This is a genomic window from Streptomyces sp. NPDC001604, assembly GCF_042893475.1.
GTDB lineage: Bacteria > Actinomycetota > Actinomycetes > Streptomycetales > Streptomycetaceae > Streptomyces.
This window is the reverse complement of the sequence record NZ_JBIAUY010000017.1, coordinates 119120-142008: the sequence shown is the minus strand read 5'-3', so window position 1 is coordinate 142008 and position 22889 is coordinate 119120. Positions and strand designations below refer to the sequence as shown.

Genomic DNA, 22889 nt, shown 5'->3' with positions numbered 1-22889 from the left:
CTGACGGACAAGGGTGCGTCCAGTCGGTGCGGTACAGCTCCCGGTTGTAGTTCGACTCCCCGAGTGTCGAGGCGAACTTCGAGTACATCGCCTTGACGCACTCCAGCGTCACCTCGTCGTCTTCGGCGACCGCCCGGTCCCGGGCGTCCTTCAGTGCGACACGGAACTTCTCCAGCAGTCCCTCCGACTCGTGGATCTCCGGTGGGTAGCACAAGGCCGTACTTGGGTCCCGAGAGCCGCGGCAGCAGGCGCAATGTCGGTTCGGTCACCCATAGCAGGCCGACTCGTGTCTCGTCTCGCAGCGTTGGCCGGGTAATCGATGTGCCGCCCGGCGGTCAGCGTCTCCAGGACCTGCCTGGCGTTGGTCGTGGGACGTCGCCCGGGTTTGTTCGTCGGCCGGTCAGCAGGGAGGAAGGCTGCCGCTTGCAGCGGATTGGCCGGATGGCGAAGGACAGCTGCGGCGGGCGATCGTGGTGTTGATGTCCGCTCAGGGCAGCAGACCGTCAAGGCCACTACCCTGCTGAGGCAAGGGCGTTGAGCTGCCAGTTGCTCGAGCGAGGCTGTCGTGGGGTGGCCGCCTCCTGATCCGGGTTCAAAGGAGTGTGGCAACGCGGACCAGGTCAGCAACTGCACGAAGGCGGCTCTGCGGCGGCCAGGCGATCACCGTTGTCACAGGCGGAGCGTCCAGGACCCGCACGGCGGCGAGATCCCGGCGCAGGTCGGTGCCGGCTGACTCGGGAATGACCACGGTGGTACGGCCGAGCGCGATCAGCTGGAAGACCTGTGTCAGGTTCCGTATCTCCGCGCCCGGTCCTTCCGGGTAGCTGCCGCCGGGACCGGGCCAGCGGGCCATCGGGAGTTCGGGCAGTGTGGTGACGTCGGCCATCCGGACCTGAGAGCGGATGGCGAGCGGGTGTGAGGCCGGCAGGATCGCGACCTGTCCCTCGGTGCACAGGGTTTCGGTGTCGAGCCCTGCTGCTGAGTCGAAGGGCAGGTGCAGCAGAGCCACGTCGGCTTGCCCCTCCTGCAGCAACTGCCGGTGCTGGTGCGCCTCGCAGATCAGCAGATCGACGGTGGCTGCGCCGGGCTCGGCGGCGTAGGCGTCGAGCAGTTTCGTCAGCAGCTCACCACCGGTGCCGGATTTGACGGCGAGGACGAGGCTGGGGTGTGCCGTGGCGGCACGTTGGGTACGCCGCTCGGCCGCGGTCACTGCGCTGAGGATCTCGCGTCCTTCGGCCAGCAGCACGGCTCCGGCCTCGGTGAGCGTGACCTTGCGGCTGTTGCGTTCCAGCAGTGCGATTCCCAGCCGCCGCTCGAGCTGGGTGATCGTGCGGGACAGTGGCGGCTGGGCTATCCCAAGGCGCTGGGCAGCCTTGCCGAAGTGCAACTCCTCGGCGACGGCGACGAAGTACCGCAGCTCGCGTATTTCCATGAGCCCAGGCTAAGACGGCAGACGGCTGAGATCGATACCGCTCGGGTATCGCTGCACTACCGAGAGGGTGTTGGTGCCCGGCTGCAGCGCAGGCATGCTCGCTTTCATGAGCGAGAAGACGATCGCGCTGGTCACTGGCGCGAACAAGGGAATCGGGTATGAGATCGCGGCCGGGCTGGGTGCGCGGGGCTGGAGCGTCGGTGTCGGCGCCCGGGACGAGCAGCGCCGCAATGACGCTGTGGCGAAGTTGCGTGCGGCTGGTGCTGACGCGTTCGGCGTGCCCTTGGACGTGACCGACGCCAGGAGCGTGGCCGCCGCGGTCCAACTGATCGAGGAGCGGGCAGGACGGCTGGACGTACTGGTCAACAATGCCGGCGTTGCCGGCGGCTGGCCGGAGGAACCGACGACCATCGACCTGGAGATTGTGCGGCGACTGCTGGAGACCAACGTCCTCGGCGTCATCAGGGTCACCAACGCGATGCTGCCCCTGCTGCTCCGTTCGGCGCACCCACGGATCGTCAACCAGTCCAGCCACGTCGGCTCCCTGACACTGCAGACCACGCCCGGCGTGGATCTCGGGGGGATCAGCGGGGCCTACGCGCCGACGAAGACCTACCTCAACGCCGTCGCCATCCAGTACGCCAAGGAGCTGAGCGGCACCAACGTCCTGATCAACAACGCCTGCCCCGGTTACGTGGCCACCGACCTCAACGGATTCAGCGGCACACAGACCCCCGAGCAGGGCGCGGTGATCGCCATCCGGCTGGCGACCCTGCCGGACGACGGCCCGACGGGCCAGCTGTTCGACGACAGCGGTGTCGTGCCCTGGTGACCTGACCTTGGATGCGTTCCTCGTCGATATGGCCGTGGCCGCCCGGTCGCCCACGTGCATGCAGCAAAGTTCGCTGTCTCTGGGCATTGTCACGCAGCTTTGGCCGGGTAATCGGTCCACTGGCGGATCGGTGACTCGGGCGCGAAACGGGTCTTCGGTTCGGCGTGGGCGTTGCGCCGGCGGATGTAGGCGGCGATGGCGGCGTTCTGTTCGGCGTGGGTGCGGTGGTCGGTGCCGTTGAGGGCGAAGTAGCGCAGGGCGGCGAACTCTGACTCGATCCAGTTCAGCCAGGAGTCGTAGGTCGGCAGGAAGACCAGTTCGACGTCGTGTCGGGCGGCTCAGGTGCGGACTTCGGCGTGCTTGTGCGGGGAGAAGTTGTCCAGCACCGCGTACGGCTTCTGCTGGGGCCAGCGTTCCCGCAGGGTCTTGAGCAGGCTGAGGAACTCGCCTCCTACAGGCGATGACCAACCCATGGCGCCGGGCAGGGCAGTTGGGGGGCCGCCCTGCCCGGCGCTCTTCGCTGAGCGTGCAGAGTGGGGGTTCAGCTCAGGGGCAACGAACCGCCGGGCCTGTGCGGGAGGCGCGTCGAACTGCCCGGTCGGCGCAGGCCACTGACATCGCGTCAAAGCGGAGCTCTCGTGGCGCAGCGCCTGCGTGCCGTTAAGCCCGGGATCCTCGTTGCGGCCCTGGACGCCTGGGACACAGGCCCTCACGGGAACATGTTTACGAATTTTTCATTTACAGCCATACGCTTTACCACTCCTTGCCCTTCCGGCTCATACGATGCCTCCATCGCACTGCCCCAAGGGGCCACATGAGTGCGGTAAGTGTCATCCACACGACGGGGGTTGAGTGGCGTGAACAGTCTGTTCATCGTCGGTATGGGCTTCGGAATCACTGGGATTCAAGCCGCGAGGTCGTAACCGCCATCGGCGGTTCGGTCAACAGCACTGTGACAGCACGTACGGCTGGAGCCGAGGACGTGTGTGTCACGCCGGGCTGATCCCTGTCGACATCAGCAAGCAGCAGCGGCGCGGACGCGCCTCGGTTGCTGCTGCTGTCCTCTTCCCATACCGAAGGAGAAACATGGGGCCCTTTCGGGCAATTGCAGCTTCTCGTGTCCGGAAAGTCTTAATCACCGCAAGTTCGATGGCGCTCGCGGCAGCCGCCTTTGTCACGACCCCAGCAACGCCCGCGAATGCCACACCGGCCGCCGATGCGCCGGCCAAGGGGTGCAAAACCGTTACCGCCACACGGACGCGTCTGGTCGGGGCGGACGGAAAGACCGTGTCGCCGATGGCTGCGCAGTCCGTTCGGGCCTCCGCAGGCAAAGAGCTGACATACCGTCTGCCGGGCGGCGCGACCATGACGACGATCATCCCGCCCAAGGGCTTCCGGCCGCAGACAGCGGCGCCCGCCACGGCGCGTGCCTTCGGCTTCGACGCCCCGGACAACCCCAGGGCGCTGGCGGCATGGCGGACGAAGTACAAGGGGTATCGCGAGACCACACCGTCGGTGCCCTGCCTGGCGCCGTCCCGCAAATCGTCGCTGCGGGTCTCCTACAGCAGCAACTGGGGCGGCTATGTCGCCACCGGACACTCCAACTACAACGAGGTCTACGACGACCAGAACATCCCGACGTACTCCACGAGTTGCGGTTCCAACAGCAACACGATGGCGTCGCCCTGGATCGGTCTCGGTGGCTTCCGGTCCACCAAGCTGATCCAGCAGGGCTTCGACGCCGGCGCGTCGGCCACGGCCACCCAGGGCGCCCGGCTGTGGTACGAGTACCTCAACTCCGCGCACCAGAACCCGCTCGTCTATGTCGGGCACACGACGAAGACCGGACACGTCATCTCCCAGGCGATGACGTACCGCTCCGGAAAGGTCGTGTTCCACTGGTACGACCGCACCGCTGGATCCGGCTGGTCGGACGTCACCGTCTCCGGCCTGTCCAGCTACTACGACGGGACGACCGCGGACTACATCACGGAGCGGCCGTACGGGAAACTGCGTAAGTTCAGCCGCCAGACGTTCAGCGCCGCCGGTGCCAGCTACGGCAGCACCTTCAAGGACCTCTTCAAGCTGGCGACCACCGAGGTGCGGCTGACGACCAACGGCTCCTCGTCCGGAGCTGCCATGTTCAGCGACACCCACTCCACCTCGAGCTCCTTCTACCAGACCTGGAAGCGCTGCTCCTGACATCGTGCCTGCTGTGCCGGCTGTCGCCGGGAGCCGCTATGGCTCCCGGCGACAGCCGCGAGTCGGCAATGTCCGTGTGCGGCCGGTTACTTGGCCGACCGGAGTTTCACCTTCTGACCGTCGGCCGTGACCACGTACCTGGCAGTTGAGCCTGTCCCGGTGGCCGAGCAGTAGACGGCCACGGTGCCGCCGGGAACGTCGGGCAGAACGTCCTCAGGCCTGTCGTTCGTCGCAGCCAGATGCTTCGAGCGAACCCGCTCGACAGTGGTGAAGGTCCCGTCAGCGGTGGACGTGCCGCCGAGCGCCTTCTTGCACACGGCGGCGGGGGACTTGGTCGTGGTGTCCTCGCGCCACAGTGCAATGAGCCGCTTCTTGCTGTCCAGGAACCGCAGACTCCGGGCGGCCGAGCCAGCCGGCTCGTCCACGGCGACGTAGGCGGTGCGCGAGACCGCGTCCACGAGGTCGGGGGTGGGCGTGGTGAGCCTCGGACAGGACTGGCCCCGCGGCGATGGCAACTCGGCGGTGAACCCACCGTTGGCCTGCAGCGTGAAAGTGCCACCGACCAGTGGACCGCAGGCCCTGTTCACCTGCCATCCGTTCGATGTCCCGTCGGCACCGATGATGATGTTCGCCAGCAGACCGCCGACGTCGCGCCACGACGAGACGTCGTGACCGTCGATTTGGACCGCGATCCACCGCCCGCCGAGGCCATCGGCGGTCAGGGCGGGACCGCGGACGCTGGGGGCAGCCATGGTGTTGCTCCTCTCGTGGCCCACCTGCGTGGCGACGGCCACCGATCCGGCGACGGCCACGACGCAGGCGCAGACACCGGCGACGGCGAGTCGGCGGCGCCAGCGCCGCTTCGTCCCCGCCCGGACCGCCTCGTCGATGTCGACGCGGTCGGCGGGAGCGCTGATGCTGATGGACGCGATACGCGCAGCCAGGTCTTCCTGCGACTTGTCAGCGTTCACGATGCCCTACCTTCGGTCTTGGCCGGCCGTGTGGTCTCGCTCGGTTGCGTCAGGAGCGCAGAGCGCAGAGCTTCCAGGCCCCGGCTGGTCTGGCTCTTGACGTTGCCCGCACTCGTCTTGAGCAGGGCCGCGGTCTGCTCGACGGACAAATCCTCGAAGAAGCGCAGGACGAGCACGGTGCGCTGGCCGACCGGAACCGTCAGCAGGGCGGCAATCAGATCGTCGTCGCGCTCTTGCATGCTGGTGTGCGGGTGTGAGGACAACGTGGTCACATCCGCCTCACTGATCTCACGCCTGGCCGGCCGGCGTCGGTAGTCGGCGTGGAGATTGCACAGGATCCGACGGACATAGGCACGTGGATCACCTGCCGCCACCACTCTGCCCCATCGCGAGTAGAGCCGTCCGAGCGCATCCTGAACGAGGTCATCGGCCAGGTACCAGTCACCACAGAGCAGAAACGCTGTCGTACGCAGGCGCGTTCGATGTTCAAGCACCCAGGTACGGAAGTCGGTCTCGCGGGGGTGATCGGTCACACTCTTCCTCGTCTCGTGCATCCAGGCGTCGCCTGCGCCGAATTCAACCCGACCCAGGACGCTCCTCCCTACGACCTACACGGAACTGGGATCGCCCAGGGTTGCACGGGCGCATCAGCTTCACGAACAACCCGTGCAACACCGTCGTGACGCCGCACGGAGTCGATGGTGTCCAGCATGTGCCGCGCGCGTCCGGCGGCGCTGTGCGGACAGAGCCACTGCTCACTCGCGTGGTGCTCATCCCCTACGGCTTTCTCGTCGGGGAGTCTGTACTTCGCGGGGCCTGTCGGCGAAATCGGCTGCGCGGGCGGGCTGGTGAGGGTGGCGGGTCGTGCGGGTGGTGGGGATCAGTGGGCCGTGTCAGTCAGCTGATGGGGTGAGGCTGGTGCGGTCGAACGGGCCACCGTGCGCGGCGGCGTACGCGATGGCCTCGTTGACGGCATCGAGGCCGAACGACCGGACCCGTTCGGGTGCGAGATCCAGAGTGCCCGAGGCGAGGAGCCGGATGATGCCGACATTGGCGGTGCGCGGGTACATCCACTGCCCGCGCACGGTGATCGAGTTGCGCATGATCCATGGATACGGGAGTGCGAGGTCGTCGCCACCGAGCATGCCGACGCCGCCCATGAGAACGACGCGGCCGTACTCCCGCACTGTCATGGCTGCCGCGCGCGAGGCGGAGCTGGGTGCGCTCGGCGGGAGCAGGTCGATCACCATGTCGATCGGGCCGTCGGCCGCCGCGGACATCGCCGCGCGGTCGGTGGCCTCGTCCCCGGTCAGCCGGATCGGGCGCAGACGCGAACCGAAACGGTCGGCGAGGAGGTCGAGCGCGGCCTGGTTGCGGCCTGGGGCGACCACGCGGCCCGCGCCCATCGCGAGCGCGACCGCGACCGCGCTGCTGCCGAGGTTGCCGGTGGCCCCGCTGACGAGCAGCGTCTCTCCGGCCGCGAGCCCGCCTGCCAGCAACCCGCCATAGGAGATGGTGTGCACCGTGAGCGCGGCCCAGCGGGCCGGATCGTCCCCCGCCGCGGTGGGCAGCGGGAAGACGTTCTCCGTCGGGACCCGCATGAGCTCGGCGAACGAACCGTCGTGCAGGTACCGGGCGAGCCGCGCGCCGCCCTCTCCACGCGAGCTCCAGCCCTGGAGCGTGATGTCGGGCGTCAGGGCGTCGTCCCGCGAGCGCACCGTCGCGTCGCACCACACCAGGTCGCCGACCCGCAGCCGGGTGGCGTCAGGGCCGACGTGGACGATCCGCCCCACTCCACCGACACCGGGTACGACAGGAAGCACAAGGGGGTATTTCCTTTTGCCGCCGAAGACTTCGGCCGCGTAGGGCGCCACGCCGGCGGCGAGGACCTGGACCACGACCTCACCGCCCCCCGCCTCGGGGTCGGGCACCTCCCGCACCGTGAGCGGGGCGCCGAACTGCGTCAGAACTGCTGCTCGCACGTGATGACCTCCGTGTCCGTCCATGCTCGTAGGAGATCGACACTAGGAGCGGGACAGGCATGCGGGAAGCGAAGATCTGGCATCTGTGGTATGCGTATCCCGCATGGACATCTCCAGTGCGGGCCTGCGGGTCCTGCGGCAGATCGCCGAGTCCGGCAGCTTCACCGCGGCAGCTGCCCGACTCGGCTACACACAGTCGGCCGTCTCCCGCCAGGCCGCCGCCCTCGAACGCAGCGTCGGCACCAACCTGTTCGAGCGCCGCCCGGACGGGGTGCGCCTCACTCCGTCCGGCCTGACCCTGCTGCGGCACGCCCACACGGTCCTCGCCGCGCTCGCAGCGGCCGAGCGTCAGCTCGCCGACAGCGTCCCGCGGACCGAACTGGTGCGGCTCGGGGCAGTCCTGAGCGCGGGCTCGGCGATCCTGCCCGCCGCACTCGCACACCTCGCCGCGGCCGACCCGCAGATCACGGTCACCACCCGCGAGGGCACCACTCCCCTCTTGATCCGGGCGCTGCGCGCGGGCTCGCTCGACCTCGCCGTACTGGTGTCCCGCCCACCCCACCGGCCGTTCGACGGCGACTCGCCGCGCCTGCACGTCGAGACCGTCGCGGACACCGAACTGGTCGTGGCCGTGTCGTCGACCGGAGACTTCGCCGGACGCACCACGGTGCACGTCGACGAGCTGATCGACGCCGCATGGATCGCCACCCCGTCATCAAGCTCTGAGCCACTGCTCGGCGTCTGGTCCGGCCTGCCCGGTCGGCCGCGCATCATCCACTCCGCGCGCGACTGGCTGACGAAACTCCAGCTGGTCGCCGGCGGCTTCGGCGTGACCACGGTGCCGTCCCGGCTCTCACCGGTGCTGCCGCCCGGGGTGAGCCTGCTGCACGTCGACGGCGCACCCCCCGAGATCCGCCGGGTGCTCGTGGCACGCCTCTGCGGCCACCCCGCCCCGGCGATCACGGCCGTCACCCAAGCGATCACTTCGACCGCCTGAACCGCCGCCAACGCTGCGCACCATCGCGTGGGCCCCTTCCCTTATGGGCTTGGGCTCGGAACCCACTTCTTCAGGAGACCTCGACACCTACCGGCCACCGAGGCGGGTGAGCTGCCACCGCCGGTTGCGGGCCGTTTGCCTCTGGGGCATTCAGCGGCTGATGTCGTCCAGCTCGGTCAGGTCCTCCTGGGAGAGGGGCAGTCCCGCGCCGGCGATGTTCTCGCGCAGGTGTGCCGTCGATGACGTGCCGGGGATGAGCAGGATGTTCGGTGATCGCTGCAGCAACCAGGCCAGTGCAACGGACATCGGTGTTGCCTCCAGCCGAGCGGCGACCGCCGAGAGCGCCGAGGACTGAAGCGGGGTAAAGCCCCCGAGGGGGAAGAAGGGCACGTACGCGACGCCCTCGGTGGCGAGCCGGTCGATGAGCTTGTCGTCGTGGCGGTGGGCGAGGTTGTACATGTTCTGCACGCACACGATCGGCGCGATGCTCTGCGCCTCAATGACCTGCTCCTCGGTTGCGTTGCTGACCCCGAGGTGGCGGATCAGGCCCTGCTCCTGGAGCTCGACGAGCGTCTCGAACGCCTCGGCGAGCGAGCCGGGTTGGGGACCTTCGGCGTTGCCGAGTCGGAGGTTGACCAGGTCGAGTACCTCGAGCCGGAGGGACTTGAGGTTGCCGTGGACCTGGTGGCGCAGATCTTCGGGTCGACGGGCCGTGGGCCAGCCACCCTGCTCGTCTCGTGTCGCGCCCACCTTGGTCACGATGTGCAGCGACTCGGGATAGGGGTGCAGCGCCTCACGGATGAACTCGTTGGTGACGCGCGGCCCGTAGGCGTCGCTGGTGTCGATGTGGGTGATACCGAGGTCGACTGCTTCACGCAGAACGGCCAGGGCACCCTCGCGATCGGCGGGCGGCCCCATGACCCACGGACCTGCCAGTTGCATGGCGCCGTAGCCGAACCGGGTGACGGTCAGGTCGCCCAGAGTCCAGGTGCCGCCAGGAAGAAAGAGGGAGCGTGTGCTCATCTTGTTGCCCTTCGTCGTGGCCTTCGGGGGTGGTGTCTGCTGCCTCCGAGATCGCTCGTCTTCTGGCCGGGGTCAGCCAGAAGATGCTGACCCAGACGCTACGGTCGCTGGAACGCGATGGTGTGCTCACCCGTACCGTGACGCCAACCGTCCCTGTCACCGTCTCCTACGAGCTGACCGACCTCGGTCTGTCGCTCCACCACATGACGCGGGGGCTCAGAAGCTGGGCGCAGACGCACATGGCCGAGGTCCTCGCAAACCGCGAGAACTACGACTCTCGCACCTCCTGACGACTCACCTCCAACGGTCGAACAGCTCGATCAGCTCTACATCCTCAACCGCGGAGAGCTGCTCTGAGCTGGTGACACGGTCATGATCGTTGAACGAGCACGCGGGGCCCCTTGCACCGTGACCACACGCTTCGAACGTTCTCGGTCAGGGTCCGGGTGCCTCTGCGGGTGCCTGCTCATCCATCGGCAAGGCGTTGGATCGTGGTACTCAGCCAGGCTTGGAGGTCAGCGGGGTCGCCGAGTTCGGAACGCAGCACCCGGCGGCGGGTCGAAACGCCGAGCACGAAGGCGTCGATCGCTGCAGCCCGGCTGCGGGCCTCCGCATCGTCCAGGCCGCTGCCGCGCAGGAAGCGGTGCAGCGGCTCCAGCGAGTTCGTGTCGAGGAAGGCGGCCAGCGCCTCCGCCGCCTCAGGGCGTTCGCCGGACGCGCGTTGCAGCACCAGCAGGGGGTCGTCCTCCCCGGGCGCACCGAACCAGCGCTGGACGATGCTCGCCGCGAGGCGCGCACCCAGCGCGGAACGATCGCCGTCCAAGGCGGTGGAGACCGGGATCTCCACTCTGGTTGCCGCCACGAACAGGCCGTCCTTGCCGCCGAAATAACGCGTGATGAGGTTGGGCGACACGCCGGCCGCGTCGGCCACGTCCTTGACCGTGACCGCCCCGAACCCCTGCCGGGCGAAGAGGCGACGCGCATGCTCAAGGATCCGCTGCCTGGTCGCCTTCGCGTCATGAAAAGTCATGTGTATGAGCATACACATCATGTGTATGCTCATACACATGACTGATGAATTGCGAGAACGACTCCAGATGACGCGGCGCGTAGTCACCCCCTGGAGCGACGACGCGACCCGTGGCGTCGGCGGCACTCGCCTCACCGCACTGCTCGACCACTGGGCGAACGAGTACGACTGGGGCGCGCACGAGCGTCGTATCGCCGACTTACCTTGGGTGACGGTGCGAGCAGGCGACACCGACCTACGGCTGATCCACCAGCGGTCCGCCGACCCCGGCGCCCCGGTTGTCGTGCTGCTGCACGGCTGGCCGGACTCGGTGTTGCGGTTCGAGCGCGTCCTGCCTCTGCTCACGGACATGCACGTGGTGGTTCCCGCACTGCCGGGCTTCCCGTTCGCAGCCCCGCTCACCATGCCCGGTATGTCAGTCAACCGGATCGCCGGGATCATCGCGACCGCCCTTGATGAGCTCGGGTACGCCAGGTACACGGTGTCCGGTGGCGACGTGGGTGGCACCGTCGCCGAGATCCTCGCGGCCGAACGACCGGACCGGGTAGCTGCTCTCCACCTCACGAACATCGCTCCTCAGCGCGCGCTCACGGCGGACCCGGCAAAGCTCGCGCCTGACGCGGCGGCCTATCTTGACCAGGCGGCGCAGTGGTTCCGGACCGAAGGCGGATACATCGCGGAACAGTCGACTCGGCCGAACACGCTCGCCGCCGCCCTCGGCGACTCCCCCGCTGGACTTGCGGCGTGGATCGTCGAAAAGCTGGAGTCCTGGTCCGACGCGGCGGCCTTCACCCCGGACGAGCTTCTCACCTGGGTCACCGCCTACTGGGTCACCGGCACGATCGGCACCTCTTTCGCCACCTACGTCGAACCGGTCGCCCTCCCTGACCGGATCGACACGCCGACGGTGCTTTCCGTGTTTCCGCGCAACATCAAACCGGAGCCGCGAAGCTACGCCGAGGTGTTCCTGAACGTCTGCGCATATGTGGAACACCGCGCCGGGGGCCACTTCGCAGCCTGGGAACAACCCCAGGCTTTCGCGGGCGACCTGCACACCGCGGTCGAACTGGGCGTCTGAAACGGAGTCTGCCGACGGCGGCGCCATCGAACATGGGAAGGCGACGGCGCGGAGATGGCCGACCTGTCGAGTCCGATGCGTTTCTCGACCAGGGTCCGGACCCGAAGCTGCTCGAGAAACTCCTCGTACGGTGCCCTGAGGAAGCGGACTTCGATGACTTCGAGGACGCCAGGAAGGGGGGACGAGCGGAGGCGAGCAACCATGTTCGCCCCGGAGCGCACAGCCGCCGGCGCGCACCTGCACGTCTGGGACGCCGGGTATCGACAGCCTGATGTGTTGTCATCCACAGGGGCTCTGGGAAGAGCGAGGGCCTGAGTCACATCCCGGGCCGGGCAGCCCGTCGCCCGTCGCAGCTGCGCCCCCATCGGCTGGACACCTCCGGCCTGTTGGCCCCGGCCACGGACTGCCGCGCTCTGTCCGGTACCAGCAGATCAGCGCGGACAGCGGCCCGAGGTGCCCCGTACCGCTGCGCGGCCGCGCAGCCACGGTCACCCGGCTACGCCCTCGTACGCCGGCCGCCGGTGGGTGATCGGAGGCTTCACCGCGAGTTGCCGAATCCACTGTTTGGCGGTGTTCCTCGCGCGCGCACACCGCAGAACAGCCATCGTGGAGCAGACCGGGCCCGGGATGTGCACCTGTCTCTGCTCGCAATTCAGGAAGGAAACAAGTTGTCCAGGAAGTTCGCAGTTATCACGGCAATCGCCCTCAGCGCTTTCTGCATTAGTGCAGGAGTCGCCTCCGCCGACACGAACACGGTCGTCACCGGTGGGGACGGCTTCTCGTCATCCACGGTCACCGTCAACGCCCCTCAGCAGGCCCTGTTCCTCTCGAACGGCACACCCCTCCTCGACCTCCACTGCCTCGGCGCGGGCGCACCGAGCGACCACTACGCGGCCTGCGAGTAGGCGCCGATCTGACGAATTCGTTGCCGATCACGGGACGGCCGAGTCATTGACCTGCCTTCACTCTCTACCGGCGGGTGGTCAGGACCCATCGGAGGCGGATACCACGGGGGCCCTCGGACCAGCCCTTGATGTCCGTTGTGGGCGCAAAGCCCCAGATGATCGGGCTCGGCGTGCCCGTGATCGGCCGTCGGCTGGGGTTGCGTCAGTCGGGCCCAGGACCGAGACAGAGCGCAGCCAGCCGCGGCAGACGTCGGCGCATCTGCTGGGCATCTCCGAAGCCGAACGACTCGCTCATGCCCTCGCCCTCCTCCTCGGTCGTTGCGTGAGCCTCGGTATAGACATCCCAGGCTTCCCAAAAAGGCGTCCGAGTCACCGGTCAGTCGCTCATACGCCCTGGACGATACGAAGTTGAAGTCTTCGTCGAAGATGACGTCCTGGTCCGGGTCGGCCGCCGCGATACGCACGGCAGGAGCCCGGTCGACGAACTCCGGCTTCGGCTTGCGCCCGGCTCCTGCCGCGCGCCTGCGTTCCCCACCTCGCTGCTTGTGAAGTTCCGACTCACGCCGCGCCTGCCACTCGGGATGGATCTCTTCGATCAACCCGCCCAGATGTGCACGCGAGATGCCGGACAGGACGGGATGGGAACAGGGCCGCACGCGCCCAGGTGCGCTTCACAACTCACCGAATATGGAGGGACCTTCACGGGTCCCTGCCCGCCGGGGACAGGGCTTCTCATTCCCGGTCGTCAGTCGACGGTCTTCGGGGCGGTGACGAGGATCAGCAGGGCGCGGACCAATTGGTCTGCATCCGAGGGGGAGAGCGGGGCGAGGAACTGACGCTCCATCTCCTTGCGGGCATGCTCGGCCTTGCGCAAGGTGTCCTGACCCGTCGGGGTCAGCTGCACGGTGTTCTTGCGCCGGTCCTGGGAACTGCGGTGGCGCTCGACGAGCCCCTTCTCCTCCAGGGCGTCGACGAGCGCCACCATCGTCGTGCGGTCAACACTGAGCCTGCCCGCCGCCTCCAGCTGGGACAGCGGGTATTCCGCCGCGAGCACGACCATGACCGCCAGCTCGCGGCCGTTGATGCCGAACGGCGCCAACGCCAGTGCGGACGCCTCAGCCAGCCGCAGCTGCACGTGCTTGAGCAGGTAGCCGAGTCGGGAGGCGAGGGCCCCGGAGGCTGCATCATCCGTCATGCCCACATCATATCGTGGAACTGATCGTCAGCATCACTGACCATCATCTATGGTGACAGCGTTGCCGTCATGAGCGGCGACACGTCGAGCCGAAGGGCGCGTGCGCACCATGACCGACCAGATTCACCACCGGGTGACGTTCGGCATCAAGACCACCCCGATGCGCGCCTCCTACGAGGAAATCCTCCGAGTGTGGCAAGAGGCTGACGCCCTGCCGGAGATCGCGGACGCATGGCTGTGGGACCACCTGATGCCGATAGCAGGCCCCAAGGACGGGCAGATTCTCGAAGGGTGGACGCTCCTGAGCGCCTTGGCCGCACAGACCCAACGGCTACGGCTGGGACTGCTCGTGACCAGTAATCGCATCCGCCAGCCCGCCGTCCTAGGCAAGATCGCCACGACGGTGGACGTGATCTCCCGTGGCCGCCTGGTCATGGGCCTCGGTGTGGGCGGCACCCACCAGCCACCCGACGCCGGTGGCATCACCGGTGAAAACCCCGCCGCCGCGGAGTACGACGCCTACGGCCTGACCCTGGTCCCGCCGGCCGAAGGCATCGCCCGCCTGGCCGAGACCATCGCCATCCTCAAGCAGATGTGGACGGAGGATGTCTTCGACTTCTACGGCCGCTACTACACGCTGAAGGGCAATCGCAACGAGCCCAAGCCGGTTCAGCAACCAGGCCCGCCACTGCTGATCGGCGGCTGGGGGACCAGAACCCTTCGCCTGGTCGCCGAACACTCGGACATCTGGAACATCCCCGGCCCGCCGCACAACACCCTCGACTACATCACCCAACGCAGCCGCGTCCTGGACGCACACTGCGTGGCTCTCGGCCGGGACCCGCAGACGATCACCCGCTCCGTGCAGTACATCGTCTCCTACGACGACCCGGCCGGTGACCGCAAGGCCATCCGGGATCTCATCGGCGCCGGCCTGACGCACATCGTGCTGAGCCTGCGAAGCCCCTACCCCCCACAAGTTGCACAGTGGCTCGTCGAAGAGATCATCACGCCCCTGGGCGCGGAGTACGACGGGCACTGAAAGCCGCCGCCGTATCAGGCGACCGATGGGCCATCACCTGAACTGATCGACCGATGACACCATGCCGACGCCCTTGCACGCGTTTTCTCCCGAGGTCGTACGGGCGGTACGCGCGACCGGCCCAGGTGGCCAACCGCAGCATCGACCCGACCGCTGGCCGTCCAACGTATGGCCAGAGCGTGCCAGCGACGCCTCTGGCAAGCCCGGCACACAGCAGGCTCCTGGGCTCCATGCCCCTCGCCCACCGGTAGCGGCGCACGGGCGTCAGCCATGTCACTTCCATCAGCTCCACTGCACGGTCGCCTCCCTCGCCTGGATCGTCCGGGGCCGGGGACTGCCGGACTTGCTCGATCTGCCGTTCGAGGCCTCGCAGGTTCTCCTCAAGGTCCATGGTCACCACGTTGTCGACGGTGACCTTCAGTGGATCGGCGAGGATCTTGGCGTGCCACTCGCCCAAAACCTCGAGCGCGAGCGCGCATACGGGCTGCCGCGCACTGTCAGCTTCTCGCTCCATGGGGCGGCATCACGCCGGGCACCATCGCGCAGGTCCCGTAGACGGGGACGCTCCGCCCGCGCTCCAGACCGGGCGGAGCGTCGTGGGCGGCTAAATTAGAGCATCAGCTCTTGGGTACCGCCGGCCTACGAGCCGAATGGAAAAAGCATTCTAGGGCACACCGGGCAATCTCTGACTAAATTCAACACCTTCTGACAGGACATCAAAAAGAAGGGCCTCAAGTTCACCTCAAAACCATTGATCGATTATCCATGAGGAAGCTACGTTCCTGGTCGACCAAGATCTCCATGCACATACCTGACCAGGGGGATTCATGCTCCGGGCCCCAATAGCCGCGCTCGCGACAATCGCATCAGCAAGTCTGGTTACCGCGCCGGCCGCCCACGCAGTTGATGCATCGCCTGATCACCCGCAAAGCTGCCCCGAAGTGGGCGAGATCTCCACCAGCTTCGGAGCCAAGAAAGGCTACTTCATCGGCGCACCTGTCCCTGTTTTTCGCTCCGGCCCGTATGGCCCCAAGGGCGGTTCGATGAGCGTCGCGTTCCAAGCAGGTGCCACCGTCGGCGCGTCCGTGACCGGCACAGCGAAAAGCGTACGCTAACCGCGCCTTCCCGTTCCATCCGTATCAAGTTCTGGGAGACCAGTTCATGAAGCGTGCGTCTGCCGCTTGGGCGGCTCTGGCCGCCGGTGTGGCATTGGCGGGATGCGCCGGTCACCCGGCAGACCGAACTACCGCCGGCACTCACCCTCCCACGACGGCCAGCCCGGCCCATACGGCATCGGCTCTGCATGTAACCGCCTCCGGGACGGGGCTGCGCCTTGTCGCCGGGAGGCCCGTCCACTTCGGTGCCGAGAGCACACCAGGAGTGGCCGGAAAGCTCACATTGTCGTGCCAAGGCGAGGGCCCGGTTCATATCCAGCCCGCCAAGGGGCAGGCCACAGACGTCCAGTGCGGCGGCTCTGTTGAATTGCAGGCCGGATCCGGCGGCACCATGTTCACTGCCTCCACTACGAGCAAGTCAGCCATGACGCTCGACTGGACCCTGGAGAAACTGGCGCGCTGATCGCTTGACGATGGGCGATTGCGAATCAAGTCGGCCGTCAGACACACCCGGGCCCCGTCGTCCGGAACTCCCTGACCAACCGGCCGAGACACGGACGAACGACAAGCACCCAATCCGCACCTGACGGAACGCCAGCAGCATGGTCTACCGATAGCGGCGCGCCGGGCCAGCCACGTGACCTCCATGGCCACGCCCGCTTCGTCGTCATCCGATGGCTCATCTGGGCGGGACCCTGACGCACCTGCTCGATCTCCCGCTCGATCCCCCGCAGGTTCTCCCGAACTCGTGCAGGACCTGGCGGCTGCACGTGGCCTCCGGATCGCAGGGGCCGCACAGCTTCGACTCGGCGACCTTGCCGACCGGCACACAGGAGAAGACCCGGCCGTACGGCTCGCAGCCGTCCCCGCACCGGTGGTGCACGCCCTCGGTGAACAGGTTCATGCCGAGGGTGATGGTGTCGGTGGAATCGGTGCCGTGCAGGGAAGCCAGCCACTCACGGTTGGCGGTCGTGTACGGGGACTTCGAGACAGGCTGAATGGTCATGCGGTTGTCTCCATGGGCGATGCGGTCAGCTACCCGCACACCGCCCATCGGGGCAATGCTTCCACGAAGTCGAGGGGGCGTGGTCCCCACTGCTTGGCAGTGATCTCAGGTCAGCGAGTGTCGGTGGACTCGGGCACCAGGCCGCGGCAGCGGGCAATCTCCAGCCCGGCCGCGCCCGGCTTCGGCGGCGGCGTCCGCGACGAGATGCGCCCGGCCGGGTCCCCTGCCGGGGCGCCGGCACCGGCGGCGTACGGACCTCACCGAACAGCTCCGGACGCCGGGAACGAGCGCCTCCGCGGGCGCCTGGATCTGCGCGGTGTCCGCGTCCTTGTCGTCCGTTGCCAGCAGACGCTCTGCGTCCACCAGGTCCTCGCCCTCCGCGCCGAGCGCCACCAGAGCAGCGCGGCCAAGCGCCGCCCGCTTCCGATCAGCGGCCGGCTCCTCCCGGCGCGCGGCCTGCAACTCCCACTCCTGAGCTGCTTGTAGTTCAGCCACGACCAGGCATCGTTCACGAACTGACGCAGGCTCATCGGGAAGACCTCCCTTACGGCCCCGCGCCGGACGATCAGCCTAGCGGCACTCGGCGCACCGACTGCCGGAGGACGGCATTCCCCGTAGGCCAGGTGGGTTCGGTGAAGGCGCTGTGCTGCTCGGTGTTTGGCGCGGTGCTGTTCAGGGACGGGTCTGGGTGACGCGCCACAGGCGGCGGGGCAGCTCGCCCTCCTCGAAGGCATGGACCTCACTGAGGGTCCAGCCGTCAGCGAGAGAGTCGACGAGGGCACGGGTGAAGAAGTGCACAGCGAAGCCGGCGTGCTCGTAGATGTCGTCGCCGTGCGGGGTTCCGGCGCCGTAATGGGCATCGCCGGTGTGGCGGACGGTGTAGATGAATGCGCCACCCGGACGGAGCACGCGCCGGACGTCGTGGACCAGGTTGTGGATCTCCTGGGTGGACAGGGCCATGCACAGCAGCATGTGGGCAAACACGGCGTCCGTGGCGGCGTCGGGCAGCGGCAGCGGCTCACGCACGTCGTGAACAGCAGTGGTCACACGATCGGCGAGGTCCTGGGACTGTGCGGCGTCCTTCAGCTGCTCGAGGGCGATGGTGCTGAAGTCGGTCGCCTGGACCGTGAACCCCTCGCGGGCGAAGTACAGGGTGTCTCGTCCATGGCCGGCACCGAGTTCCAGCAGGTCCTTGGCCCCTTTGGTGCGGAAGACCGTCGCGGCGTGAACCGCGGGGGCGGACGGCTGTTGGCCGTACATGCCGGGATGGGCGACGTAGGTACGCTGCCAGTGTTCCTGCTGGGCGTCGGCGAGATCGCCGTTGTCGTGCTGCATGGCTTCTCCCGCCGGGCCTCCTGGTCGAGATTCGTACAGTGTCGTCGATCTTTCCACGCGCATCGGGCCGACACAGCGGCAGGATCAGGTCGCGGCAGGCGCTGCATCCCGGGGTGTGCGGAGGCGGGTCAGGCGTTGGGCGCGCCGGTGTACAGGAGCCCGAGCAGCGTCACACCGATGACGATGCGGTAGAGCAGAAAGCGTTGAAGGAGTGCTTGGCGACGAACTTCAGCAGCCAGGCGATGGAGGCGTGGGCGACGACGAAGGAGAGGCTCGACTGGTCCCACTGGCGACGACGTCACAGGCTCGGTCCCCGGCCAGCCGGGACGACATCCGGCCGCGCGATCCCACCTGAGCGCCGGATCGTTCGACGGAGTTCCGTTCTCGTACGGCTCCGTCGCATCCGTGCGGCCGCCCGCAGCGTGAGCCTTCGCGCTGCGGGCGGCCTGGCTGCCGGTCTTCGCCGGGATCATGTGCTGGATGCTGGGCGCCGCAGGCACGACCAACAGGGCCGTTGTTCTGTCAGTCGCGCCCTATCCCCGGGGAGTGAGCCATCGACGCGCGGGGATGATGTGGGAGGGCCGCGGCTTGCGTGCGGCTATCGCGGCACCGGACTGCTCATCCCCCACCGGCGTGCTCCAGGCCAGGAGGTTGCGGCATGGATGCAGCAGCACAACGCCTCGCACCGCCGTGGCCGTGCCCGCGTCGAGCACGCCTACGCGCGGATGAAGACCTGGAGCATTCTCCGCGACTGCCGGCTGAAAGGCGAAGACGTCCAACACGCGATGCTCGGCATTGCCCATCTGCACAATCTTGCGCGCCGCGCGTGACCGCCCGCATCGATGCAACTGCCCGTTCGTTCAAGACCCGGTGGGCAGGAGCTGGACCAGGCCGACCCAGTTTTCCTGGTCTGCCTTGGTGTGGGTGGCCCGGACCCTCCAGCAGCCGGCGGGCAGCGGGACCGGTGCCTGGTCAGGCATCCCGCCGCCGGGATACTCGATGTCTAGTTCGGGGCCCGCTTCGGCGGAGTCCATGAGAACGGCCGGACCGTCCGATACCCACGTGCCACACTCCTCCCACTCGGTGGCCGGGTCCGCCAGGACAGCCTCTGCTGCAGCCTTCAGCCCGGCCTCGGAATCGGCGGCAAGCCACCGCAGGAAGGTTCGGCGCTCGGGCAGATAGCAGCTGGTGGCCGGCTCGTCCGCCAGCACCAGTGCCTGCGCACCGTCCTCGCCAACGGTGATCACGCCGGCCAGATCGTCCACCGCACAGGCCCGGTCGTAGTCGTCTGGAGCGGTGGCGTCTCCCGCCATGACGCCGGTCTCCGTGAACCCGCGCCATGCAGCCAACGCGGAGACGGGGATGACAATCAAGGGTCCGCCCATCGACTCCACCCAGACAGGCGAGGTGTGGGACGCATCGGCTGCGGTAGACGAAGAGGCGCTCATGCCGTCAGTGTGCCCGCCCCCGCTGACAACGCCCACGCGGCTGATCCGGCGCCACAGCGCCCTCCAGCGCCTCCTCGACCTACCCCTGCCACGCCATGACGCCCACGGCCTTTTGCCCCTACGGCGTCCAACTGCAGCCGTGCAACGGGATGACGTGAGGCGTTTATGTGCGAGCGCGGCCAGGAAGGAGCTGGGTGCAGATCCCCTCAGGGATCTGCACCTTTCCGGATCACTGGAACACCGGAGACTTCGCTCCCCTGGGCGCAGCAGCCAGACGTCGCACGTTACTCCTCGTTGCTGGTCTGCAGTTCGACGGGCCGGTCGGCCACGTCCGTCGTCTGCGTCGTGGCCAGCAGCTTGTTCAGCCCCAGGGTCAACTGCACGACGAACACACTCAAAAGGACGGCCAGGGCTATGCGGACCAGGCTGTAGCCGGCCTCGACGTCCGCCGCGGTCTCGTAATCGCCGGGCGTTTGGGGGTCGGAGTTGACCACGAACGAGACGAAGAACGCGGCGAAGACCGACAGGGACCACGCGCCGTAGGTCCAGACGACTCCACGCCCGCCGGGCAGGGCCCTGAGCCATCCCAGCCCGATGTCGCTGCGTGTCATGGCGTTCGCGTGGCCGGCACGCACCCACCGCTGGTAGGCATACAGAACTACCAGGAAAGCGACGAAGCGAAACATGTTCGTGGTCTTGATCGTCTGGAGTGCGGTGTGCACAGCCGGCTGGTCAAAGCCACGGTGAGCGGCGGCCAAGGCCCATTGATGGGCTCGCGTGCGCTCGGCGAAAAACCGGGCCATTTCGATGAAGATGGCAACGACGGCTGCAGCCAGCATCACAAGGACTGGGCCTGACAGCGAGACCGGCCCGGGACTCACCTTGGACTGGACCAGCAACGCCGCTTTGTCGTTGCGCCCGCGACGCTGAGGCGGCTTCGCCTCGTCGCTCTTCTGCGGACAGACCGGACACAGCCCTTTGATCCCGTCAAAGGCAACTTCACGCTGCCGACAATTCCGGCACGTCAATAGCATCCCGCGCCCCCTCCATGCTTGATCACGGTTGAATTGAGCGCCGCATCCTATCGAGGTCCTCCACGAACACGTCGAGACCTCTCACACAGTGAAGATCCAACATGGGCGCAGCCCCCCGTGCCTGGATGGGAGACCTACACCTACTTCCGGATGGGACAAGCAGCCCGGCCGTGGCTGGAGGACTCGGCCGTGCTCCCCACACACCCGCATGACGACACATGTGGCACTACGTCGCATACCGTCCTCGGAGAGGGAAGTCGGCCTGGCCGCGGCGGCGCCGTGCGAGGCAACGTCTTCCACTTCATGTGCGGCATCCTGCCCGGCGGCCGGGGAATGCGATGAGTTTGGCCGCGGGGCGCAGTCTCAGCACCGTAGCCGGTCGATAGGAGCAGAAATGGGCACACTGCAGCAGGTGGCCGACGGCGTCTGGGTCCGGCAGAGCGAGTGGGTCTGGGCCAATTCCGTCGTCGTGCGCGCACAGGATGGACTGGTCCTGATCGATCCCGGCATCCACGGCTCGGAGCTGAGCCACCTCGCCGACGACGTGGAGCGGCTCGGTGTCCCGGTGATCGCCGGGTTTTGCACCCATCCCCACTGGGACCACCTGCTGTGGCATCCCCGCTTCGGCGACGTGCCCCGCTACGCCACCTCCGCCGCCGCCCGCGTTGCCGGCCAAGCACGTGAACGGGCCCAGGCCATGGCGGCGCAGAGCGCCTCCGGCATCCCCCTCGAACTGGTCGCGCTCGTGGACCCGCTGCCCGCCGACGGCAACCCCGTCCCGGGTGAGATCATCGAGCATCAGGCGCACGCGATCGGCCACGCCGCCATCCTCCTCGCCGACCGGGGCGTCCTGCTCGCCGGCGACATGCTCTCCGACGTCCTCATCCCACTCCTCGACGTCCGCCAAGACGGTCAGGTGGCGGCCTACGAGAGGGCGCTCGACCGGCTGGATGAGGCCGCCGCCCACGCCGATGTCTTGATCCCCGGCCACGGCACGATTGCCGAAGGAGCCGAGGTGGCGGCCCGCCTCGCCGCCGACCACGCCTACATCGACGCGCTCCGGCAAGGAAAAGAGCCCCTCGACCCGCGCCTTGGACCACACGCGGACTGGTTGTCCGGCCCTCACCGGGCGAACCTCGAACAGGCCCGAAAACGATAAGGGCCTTGTGACGGCCTGGGGCCCTCGCCAGGAGGCCAGACCGGACCCAACGCCCAGGGCGGTCAAAGACATCAGGCCGCATCTCGACACTCGCCCGAGAACCCCGACAGGGGATCCTCCCTGAGGATGCACACCACCCCAGACGACGTGGCTGCCGCCCGCGACCACACCGCGATACTCAGACCGAGGCACCATGCCGTCCCGCGCGATACACACTTCAGTCGAAAGACCACCAGGGCCGCGTCCTCCGCAGACGCGCGCAAGCAGCGTAGCCACCCGTCTCCACGTCGGTCCGCGCCTACTCATCCCGCGCGATCCGCGACCACCTGCGCAAGCGCGGAATCAGGCGATGATCCCAGTCCGGCCGACCAGCGCGGCCACCGGCCACGACGGGCAGCCGGGGCGGCCGGCAACGGTGCGCCCGTACCGCTCGGGCACCTCCCGCCACGGCGAGCCCGTCCGCGTCCGCCGCCAGATGCCGTCGAAGACCTGCCGTCGATCCCGCGGCGGCCGGCCCCTCTTCGGTATCGGTCGGCAACACGGCCTCCAGCGGGCCCCACTGCGTTTCCGTCAGATCGCCCTGAGACATCTGAAGATCTTTTTCACGGCTGGGGTGGACAGCAGCCCGTCAGCTCTGATCTGTGGTGGGCCGCCACGAACTGCCGGTCTCGCGTTCGAACGCCGGACGCACGTCAACGGTGTCGTACACGATGCGCAGCGTGGCAATTCGGCCGTCCTCGGCGAGCTCAGCCAGGTCCACCACGTCAAACGGCGCGGCAGTTCCGGACGGCAGGCGCCAGTCAAAGTGGAACCAGAACGAGATCAGTGCGGCCCCCTGCTGGGTCCGGCCCTCCGCCACCCCCAGCAGAGTCAGGCTCGCCCGGCTGGTATCGGCGAAGAGTTCGGGATAGAACTCCGTGGCCGGTCGAGGGCCGTACAGCGGAGAGTGCACCGTCGCTCCAGGCGCGAACAACTTCAGCACCGCCTCGGCATCGGCCCGCTCCAGCGCCGACAGGTAAGCCGACACAAGCTCAGCTGCAGTCATGATCACTCGCTCAAGATCAGGCCAAATCGACAGCCCATGCTCTCATCCCACCACTTAC

22 protein-coding genes and 6 pseudogenes are annotated in these 22889 nt (G+C 67.7%); 11 read left to right on the top strand and 17 right to left on the bottom strand.

From position 1 onward, the window contains the following. Nucleotides 1–13 precede the first annotated feature (13 nt). Together ACFY1E_RS35840 and ACFY1E_RS35835 are read right to left on the bottom strand one after the other, a co-directional pair. A pseudogene (locus ACFY1E_RS35840) lies at nucleotides 14–299 on the bottom strand (transcriptional regulator); the annotation flags it as partial. A gap of 293 nt (nucleotides 300–592) precedes the next feature. Next, nucleotides 593–1432, bottom strand: coding sequence for a LysR family transcriptional regulator (locus ACFY1E_RS35835; RefSeq protein ID WP_389083659.1), 840 nt, complete (start codon nucleotides 1430–1432; stop codon nucleotides 593–595). A 94-nt stretch (nucleotides 1433–1526) separates the two neighbouring features. On the opposite strand from ACFY1E_RS35835, the gene ACFY1E_RS35830 reads away from it, so the two are divergent. Continuing rightward, nucleotides 1527–2264 (top strand): SDR family oxidoreductase, encoded by a 738-nt coding sequence (locus ACFY1E_RS35830; RefSeq protein WP_389083657.1) that lies wholly within the window; start codon nucleotides 1527–1529, stop codon nucleotides 2262–2264. A gap of 338 nt (nucleotides 2265–2602) precedes the next feature. Here ACFY1E_RS35830 and ACFY1E_RS35825 read toward each other — a convergent pair whose 3' ends face one another. Then, the gene (locus tag ACFY1E_RS35825; RefSeq protein ID WP_389083655.1) at nucleotides 2603–2737 is read right to left on the bottom strand and encodes a hypothetical protein; all 135 of its coding nucleotides are present in this window, start codon (nucleotides 2735–2737) and stop codon (nucleotides 2603–2605) included. A gap of 823 nt (nucleotides 2738–3560) precedes the next feature. Here ACFY1E_RS35825 and ACFY1E_RS35820 point away from each other — a divergent pair. Then, on the top strand, nucleotides 3561–4466 hold the full coding sequence (locus ACFY1E_RS35820; RefSeq protein WP_389083653.1) for a hypothetical protein: 906 nt from the start codon (nucleotides 3561–3563) through the stop codon (nucleotides 4464–4466). An 86-nt stretch (nucleotides 4467–4552) separates the two neighbouring features. Here ACFY1E_RS35820 and ACFY1E_RS35815 read toward each other — a convergent pair whose 3' ends face one another. The 3 genes from ACFY1E_RS35815 to ACFY1E_RS35805 form a co-directional block, all read right to left on the bottom strand. Continuing rightward, the gene (locus tag ACFY1E_RS35815; protein ID WP_389083651.1) at nucleotides 4553–5437 is read right to left on the bottom strand and encodes a hypothetical protein; all 885 of its coding nucleotides are present in this window, start codon (nucleotides 5435–5437) and stop codon (nucleotides 4553–4555) included. Further along, a complete protein-coding gene (locus ACFY1E_RS35810) occupies nucleotides 5434–5970 on the bottom strand; it encodes a SigE family RNA polymerase sigma factor (RefSeq protein WP_389083649.1) in 537 nt (178 codons plus the stop codon). The genes ACFY1E_RS35815 and ACFY1E_RS35810 overlap by 4 nt, the downstream gene beginning before the upstream one ends. 360 nt (nucleotides 5971–6330) lie before the next feature. After that, nucleotides 6331–7419 carry an alcohol dehydrogenase catalytic domain-containing protein gene (locus tag ACFY1E_RS35805; protein ID WP_389083646.1) on the bottom strand — a complete coding sequence of 363 codons (1089 nt, stop codon included), beginning with the start codon at nucleotides 7417–7419 and terminating at the stop codon, nucleotides 6331–6333. Between the two features lie 103 nt (nucleotides 7420–7522). Between ACFY1E_RS35805 and ACFY1E_RS35800 the strand changes: the two genes are divergently transcribed. Further along, entirely contained in the window at nucleotides 7523–8416 is an 894-nt protein-coding gene (locus tag ACFY1E_RS35800; RefSeq protein WP_389083644.1) for a LysR family transcriptional regulator, read from the top strand. Between the two features lie 150 nt (nucleotides 8417–8566). Here ACFY1E_RS35800 and ACFY1E_RS35795 read toward each other — a convergent pair whose 3' ends face one another. Continuing rightward, nucleotides 8567–9439: an aldo/keto reductase family oxidoreductase gene (locus ACFY1E_RS35795; protein WP_389083641.1), complete on the bottom strand. Its 873-nt coding sequence runs from the start codon at nucleotides 9437–9439 to the stop codon at nucleotides 8567–8569. A 44-nt stretch (nucleotides 9440–9483) separates the two neighbouring features. On the opposite strand from ACFY1E_RS35795, the pseudogene ACFY1E_RS35790 reads away from it, so the two are divergent. After that, a pseudogene (locus ACFY1E_RS35790) lies at nucleotides 9484–9729 on the top strand (winged helix-turn-helix transcriptional regulator); the annotation flags it as partial. A gap of 176 nt (nucleotides 9730–9905) precedes the next feature. Here the strand turns inward: ACFY1E_RS35790 and ACFY1E_RS35785 are convergent. Continuing rightward, on the bottom strand, nucleotides 9906–10469 hold the full coding sequence (locus tag ACFY1E_RS35785) for a TetR/AcrR family transcriptional regulator (protein WP_389083639.1): 564 nt from the start codon (nucleotides 10467–10469) through the stop codon (nucleotides 9906–9908). 37 nt (nucleotides 10470–10506) lie between these two features. Between ACFY1E_RS35785 and ACFY1E_RS35780 the strand changes: the two genes are divergently transcribed. Then, on the top strand, nucleotides 10507–11547 hold the full coding sequence (locus ACFY1E_RS35780) for an epoxide hydrolase family protein (RefSeq protein ID WP_389083637.1): 1041 nt from the start codon (nucleotides 10507–10509) through the stop codon (nucleotides 11545–11547). A gap of 668 nt (nucleotides 11548–12215) precedes the next feature. Further along, nucleotides 12216–12452 (top strand): hypothetical protein, encoded by a 237-nt coding sequence (locus ACFY1E_RS35775; RefSeq protein WP_389083635.1) that lies wholly within the window; start codon nucleotides 12216–12218, stop codon nucleotides 12450–12452. Between the two features lie 745 nt (nucleotides 12453–13197). On the opposite strand, the gene ACFY1E_RS35770 is transcribed toward ACFY1E_RS35775, so the two are convergent. Next, nucleotides 13198–13647 (bottom strand): MarR family winged helix-turn-helix transcriptional regulator, encoded by a 450-nt coding sequence (locus ACFY1E_RS35770; protein WP_389083633.1) that lies wholly within the window; start codon nucleotides 13645–13647, stop codon nucleotides 13198–13200. Between the two features lie 109 nt (nucleotides 13648–13756). Here ACFY1E_RS35770 and ACFY1E_RS35765 point away from each other — a divergent pair, with 109 nt between their 5' ends. Further along, complete coding sequence (locus ACFY1E_RS35765; protein ID WP_389083630.1) at nucleotides 13757–14689, top strand: LLM class flavin-dependent oxidoreductase; 933 nt, start codon at nucleotides 13757–13759, stop codon at nucleotides 14687–14689. A gap of 1794 nt (nucleotides 14690–16483) precedes the next feature. Here the strand turns inward: ACFY1E_RS35765 and ACFY1E_RS35760 are convergent. The 4 genes and pseudogenes from ACFY1E_RS35760 to ACFY1E_RS35745 all read right to left on the bottom strand — a co-directional run. Continuing rightward, entirely contained in the window at nucleotides 16484–16810 is a 327-nt protein-coding gene (locus tag ACFY1E_RS35760) for a hypothetical protein (protein ID WP_389083628.1), read from the bottom strand. 105 nt (nucleotides 16811–16915) lie between these two features. Beyond that, nucleotides 16916–17305, bottom strand: a complete 390-nt coding sequence (locus ACFY1E_RS35755) for a hypothetical protein (protein WP_389083625.1) — start codon at nucleotides 17303–17305, stop codon at nucleotides 16916–16918. Nucleotides 17306–17482: 177 nt separating this feature from the next. After that, entirely contained in the window at nucleotides 17483–18145 is a 663-nt protein-coding gene (locus ACFY1E_RS35750) for a class I SAM-dependent methyltransferase (RefSeq protein ID WP_389083623.1), read from the bottom strand. Nucleotides 18146–18273: 128 nt separating this feature from the next. Next, nucleotides 18274–18416 (bottom strand): annotated as a pseudogene (locus ACFY1E_RS35745) (undecaprenyl-diphosphatase); the annotation flags it as partial. 325 nt (nucleotides 18417–18741) lie between these two features. Between ACFY1E_RS35745 and ACFY1E_RS35740 the strand changes: the two are divergent. Further along, a pseudogene (locus tag ACFY1E_RS35740) lies at nucleotides 18742–18975 on the top strand (transposase); the annotation flags it as partial. 30 nt (nucleotides 18976–19005) lie between these two features. Here the strand turns inward: ACFY1E_RS35740 and ACFY1E_RS35735 are convergent. After that, complete coding sequence (locus tag ACFY1E_RS35735; RefSeq protein ID WP_389083620.1) at nucleotides 19006–19593, bottom strand: Imm21 family immunity protein; 588 nt, start codon at nucleotides 19591–19593, stop codon at nucleotides 19006–19008. 284 nt (nucleotides 19594–19877) lie between these two features. Beyond that, complete coding sequence (locus tag ACFY1E_RS35730; protein WP_389083617.1) at nucleotides 19878–20204, bottom strand: hypothetical protein; 327 nt, start codon at nucleotides 20202–20204, stop codon at nucleotides 19878–19880. A gap of 9 nt (nucleotides 20205–20213) precedes the next feature. Here ACFY1E_RS35730 and ACFY1E_RS35725 point away from each other — a divergent pair, with 9 nt between their 5' ends. From ACFY1E_RS35725 to ACFY1E_RS35715, 3 genes and pseudogenes are all read left to right on the top strand, one after another. After that, nucleotides 20214–20450: a hypothetical protein gene (locus ACFY1E_RS35725; RefSeq protein ID WP_389083615.1), complete on the top strand. Its 237-nt coding sequence runs from the start codon at nucleotides 20214–20216 to the stop codon at nucleotides 20448–20450. A gap of 571 nt (nucleotides 20451–21021) precedes the next feature. Next, entirely contained in the window at nucleotides 21022–21786 is a 765-nt protein-coding gene (locus tag ACFY1E_RS35720; protein ID WP_389083612.1) for an MBL fold metallo-hydrolase, read from the top strand. Nucleotides 21787–22073: 287 nt separating this feature from the next. After that, nucleotides 22074–22209 (top strand): annotated as a pseudogene (locus tag ACFY1E_RS35715) (IS5/IS1182 family transposase); the annotation flags it as partial. A 54-nt stretch (nucleotides 22210–22263) separates the two neighbouring features. Here ACFY1E_RS35715 and ACFY1E_RS35710 read toward each other — a convergent pair. Both ACFY1E_RS35710 and ACFY1E_RS35705 read right to left on the bottom strand, forming a co-directional pair. Continuing rightward, a pseudogene (locus tag ACFY1E_RS35710) lies at nucleotides 22264–22314 on the bottom strand (hypothetical protein); the annotation flags it as partial. Nucleotides 22315–22414: 100 nt separating this feature from the next. Beyond that, nucleotides 22415–22831, bottom strand: a complete 417-nt coding sequence (locus ACFY1E_RS35705) for a nuclear transport factor 2 family protein (protein ID WP_389083875.1) — start codon at nucleotides 22829–22831, stop codon at nucleotides 22415–22417. Nucleotides 22832–22889 lie beyond the last annotated feature (58 nt).

What these genes read in the sequence shown, in the direction of transcription:
- ACFY1E_RS35835 (WP_389083659.1), bottom strand. Translation starts at nt 1,432, where the DNA reads ATGGAAATACGCGAGCTGCGGTACTTCGTCGCCGTCGCCGAGGAGTTG.
- ACFY1E_RS35830 (WP_389083657.1), top strand. Translation starts at nt 1,527, where the DNA reads ATGCTCGCTTTCATGAGCGAGAAGACGATCGCGCTGGTCACTGGCGCG.
- ACFY1E_RS35825 (WP_389083655.1), bottom strand. Translation starts at nt 2,737, where the DNA reads ATGGGTTGGTCATCGCCTGTAGGAGGCGAGTTCCTCAGCCTGCTCAAG.
- ACFY1E_RS35820 (WP_389083653.1), top strand. Translation starts at nt 3,561, where the DNA reads ATGGCTGCGCAGTCCGTTCGGGCCTCCGCAGGCAAAGAGCTGACATAC.
- ACFY1E_RS35800 (WP_389083644.1), top strand. Translation starts at nt 7,523, where the DNA reads ATGGACATCTCCAGTGCGGGCCTGCGGGTCCTGCGGCAGATCGCCGAG.
- ACFY1E_RS35795 (WP_389083641.1), bottom strand. Translation starts at nt 9,439, where the DNA reads ATGAGCACACGCTCCCTCTTTCTTCCTGGCGGCACCTGGACTCTGGGC.
- ACFY1E_RS35785 (WP_389083639.1), bottom strand. Translation starts at nt 10,469, where the DNA reads ATGACTTTTCATGACGCGAAGGCGACCAGGCAGCGGATCCTTGAGCAT.
- ACFY1E_RS35780 (WP_389083637.1), top strand. Translation starts at nt 10,507, where the DNA reads ATGACTGATGAATTGCGAGAACGACTCCAGATGACGCGGCGCGTAGTC.
- ACFY1E_RS35770 (WP_389083633.1), bottom strand. Translation starts at nt 13,647, where the DNA reads ATGACGGATGATGCAGCCTCCGGGGCCCTCGCCTCCCGACTCGGCTAC.
- ACFY1E_RS35765 (WP_389083630.1), top strand. Translation starts at nt 13,757, where the DNA reads ATGACCGACCAGATTCACCACCGGGTGACGTTCGGCATCAAGACCACC.
- ACFY1E_RS35760 (WP_389083628.1), bottom strand. Translation starts at nt 16,810, where the DNA reads ATGACCATTCAGCCTGTCTCGAAGTCCCCGTACACGACCGCCAACCGT.
- ACFY1E_RS35750 (WP_389083623.1), bottom strand. Translation starts at nt 18,145, where the DNA reads ATGCAGCACGACAACGGCGATCTCGCCGACGCCCAGCAGGAACACTGG.
- ACFY1E_RS35735 (WP_389083620.1), bottom strand. Translation starts at nt 19,593, where the DNA reads ATGAGCGCCTCTTCGTCTACCGCAGCCGATGCGTCCCACACCTCGCCT.
- ACFY1E_RS35730 (WP_389083617.1), bottom strand. Translation starts at nt 20,204, where the DNA reads ATGACACGCAGCGACATCGGGCTGGGATGGCTCAGGGCCCTGCCCGGC.
- ACFY1E_RS35720 (WP_389083612.1), top strand. Translation starts at nt 21,022, where the DNA reads ATGGGCACACTGCAGCAGGTGGCCGACGGCGTCTGGGTCCGGCAGAGC.
- ACFY1E_RS35705 (WP_389083875.1), bottom strand. Translation starts at nt 22,831, where the DNA reads ATGACTGCAGCTGAGCTTGTGTCGGCTTACCTGTCGGCGCTGGAGCGG.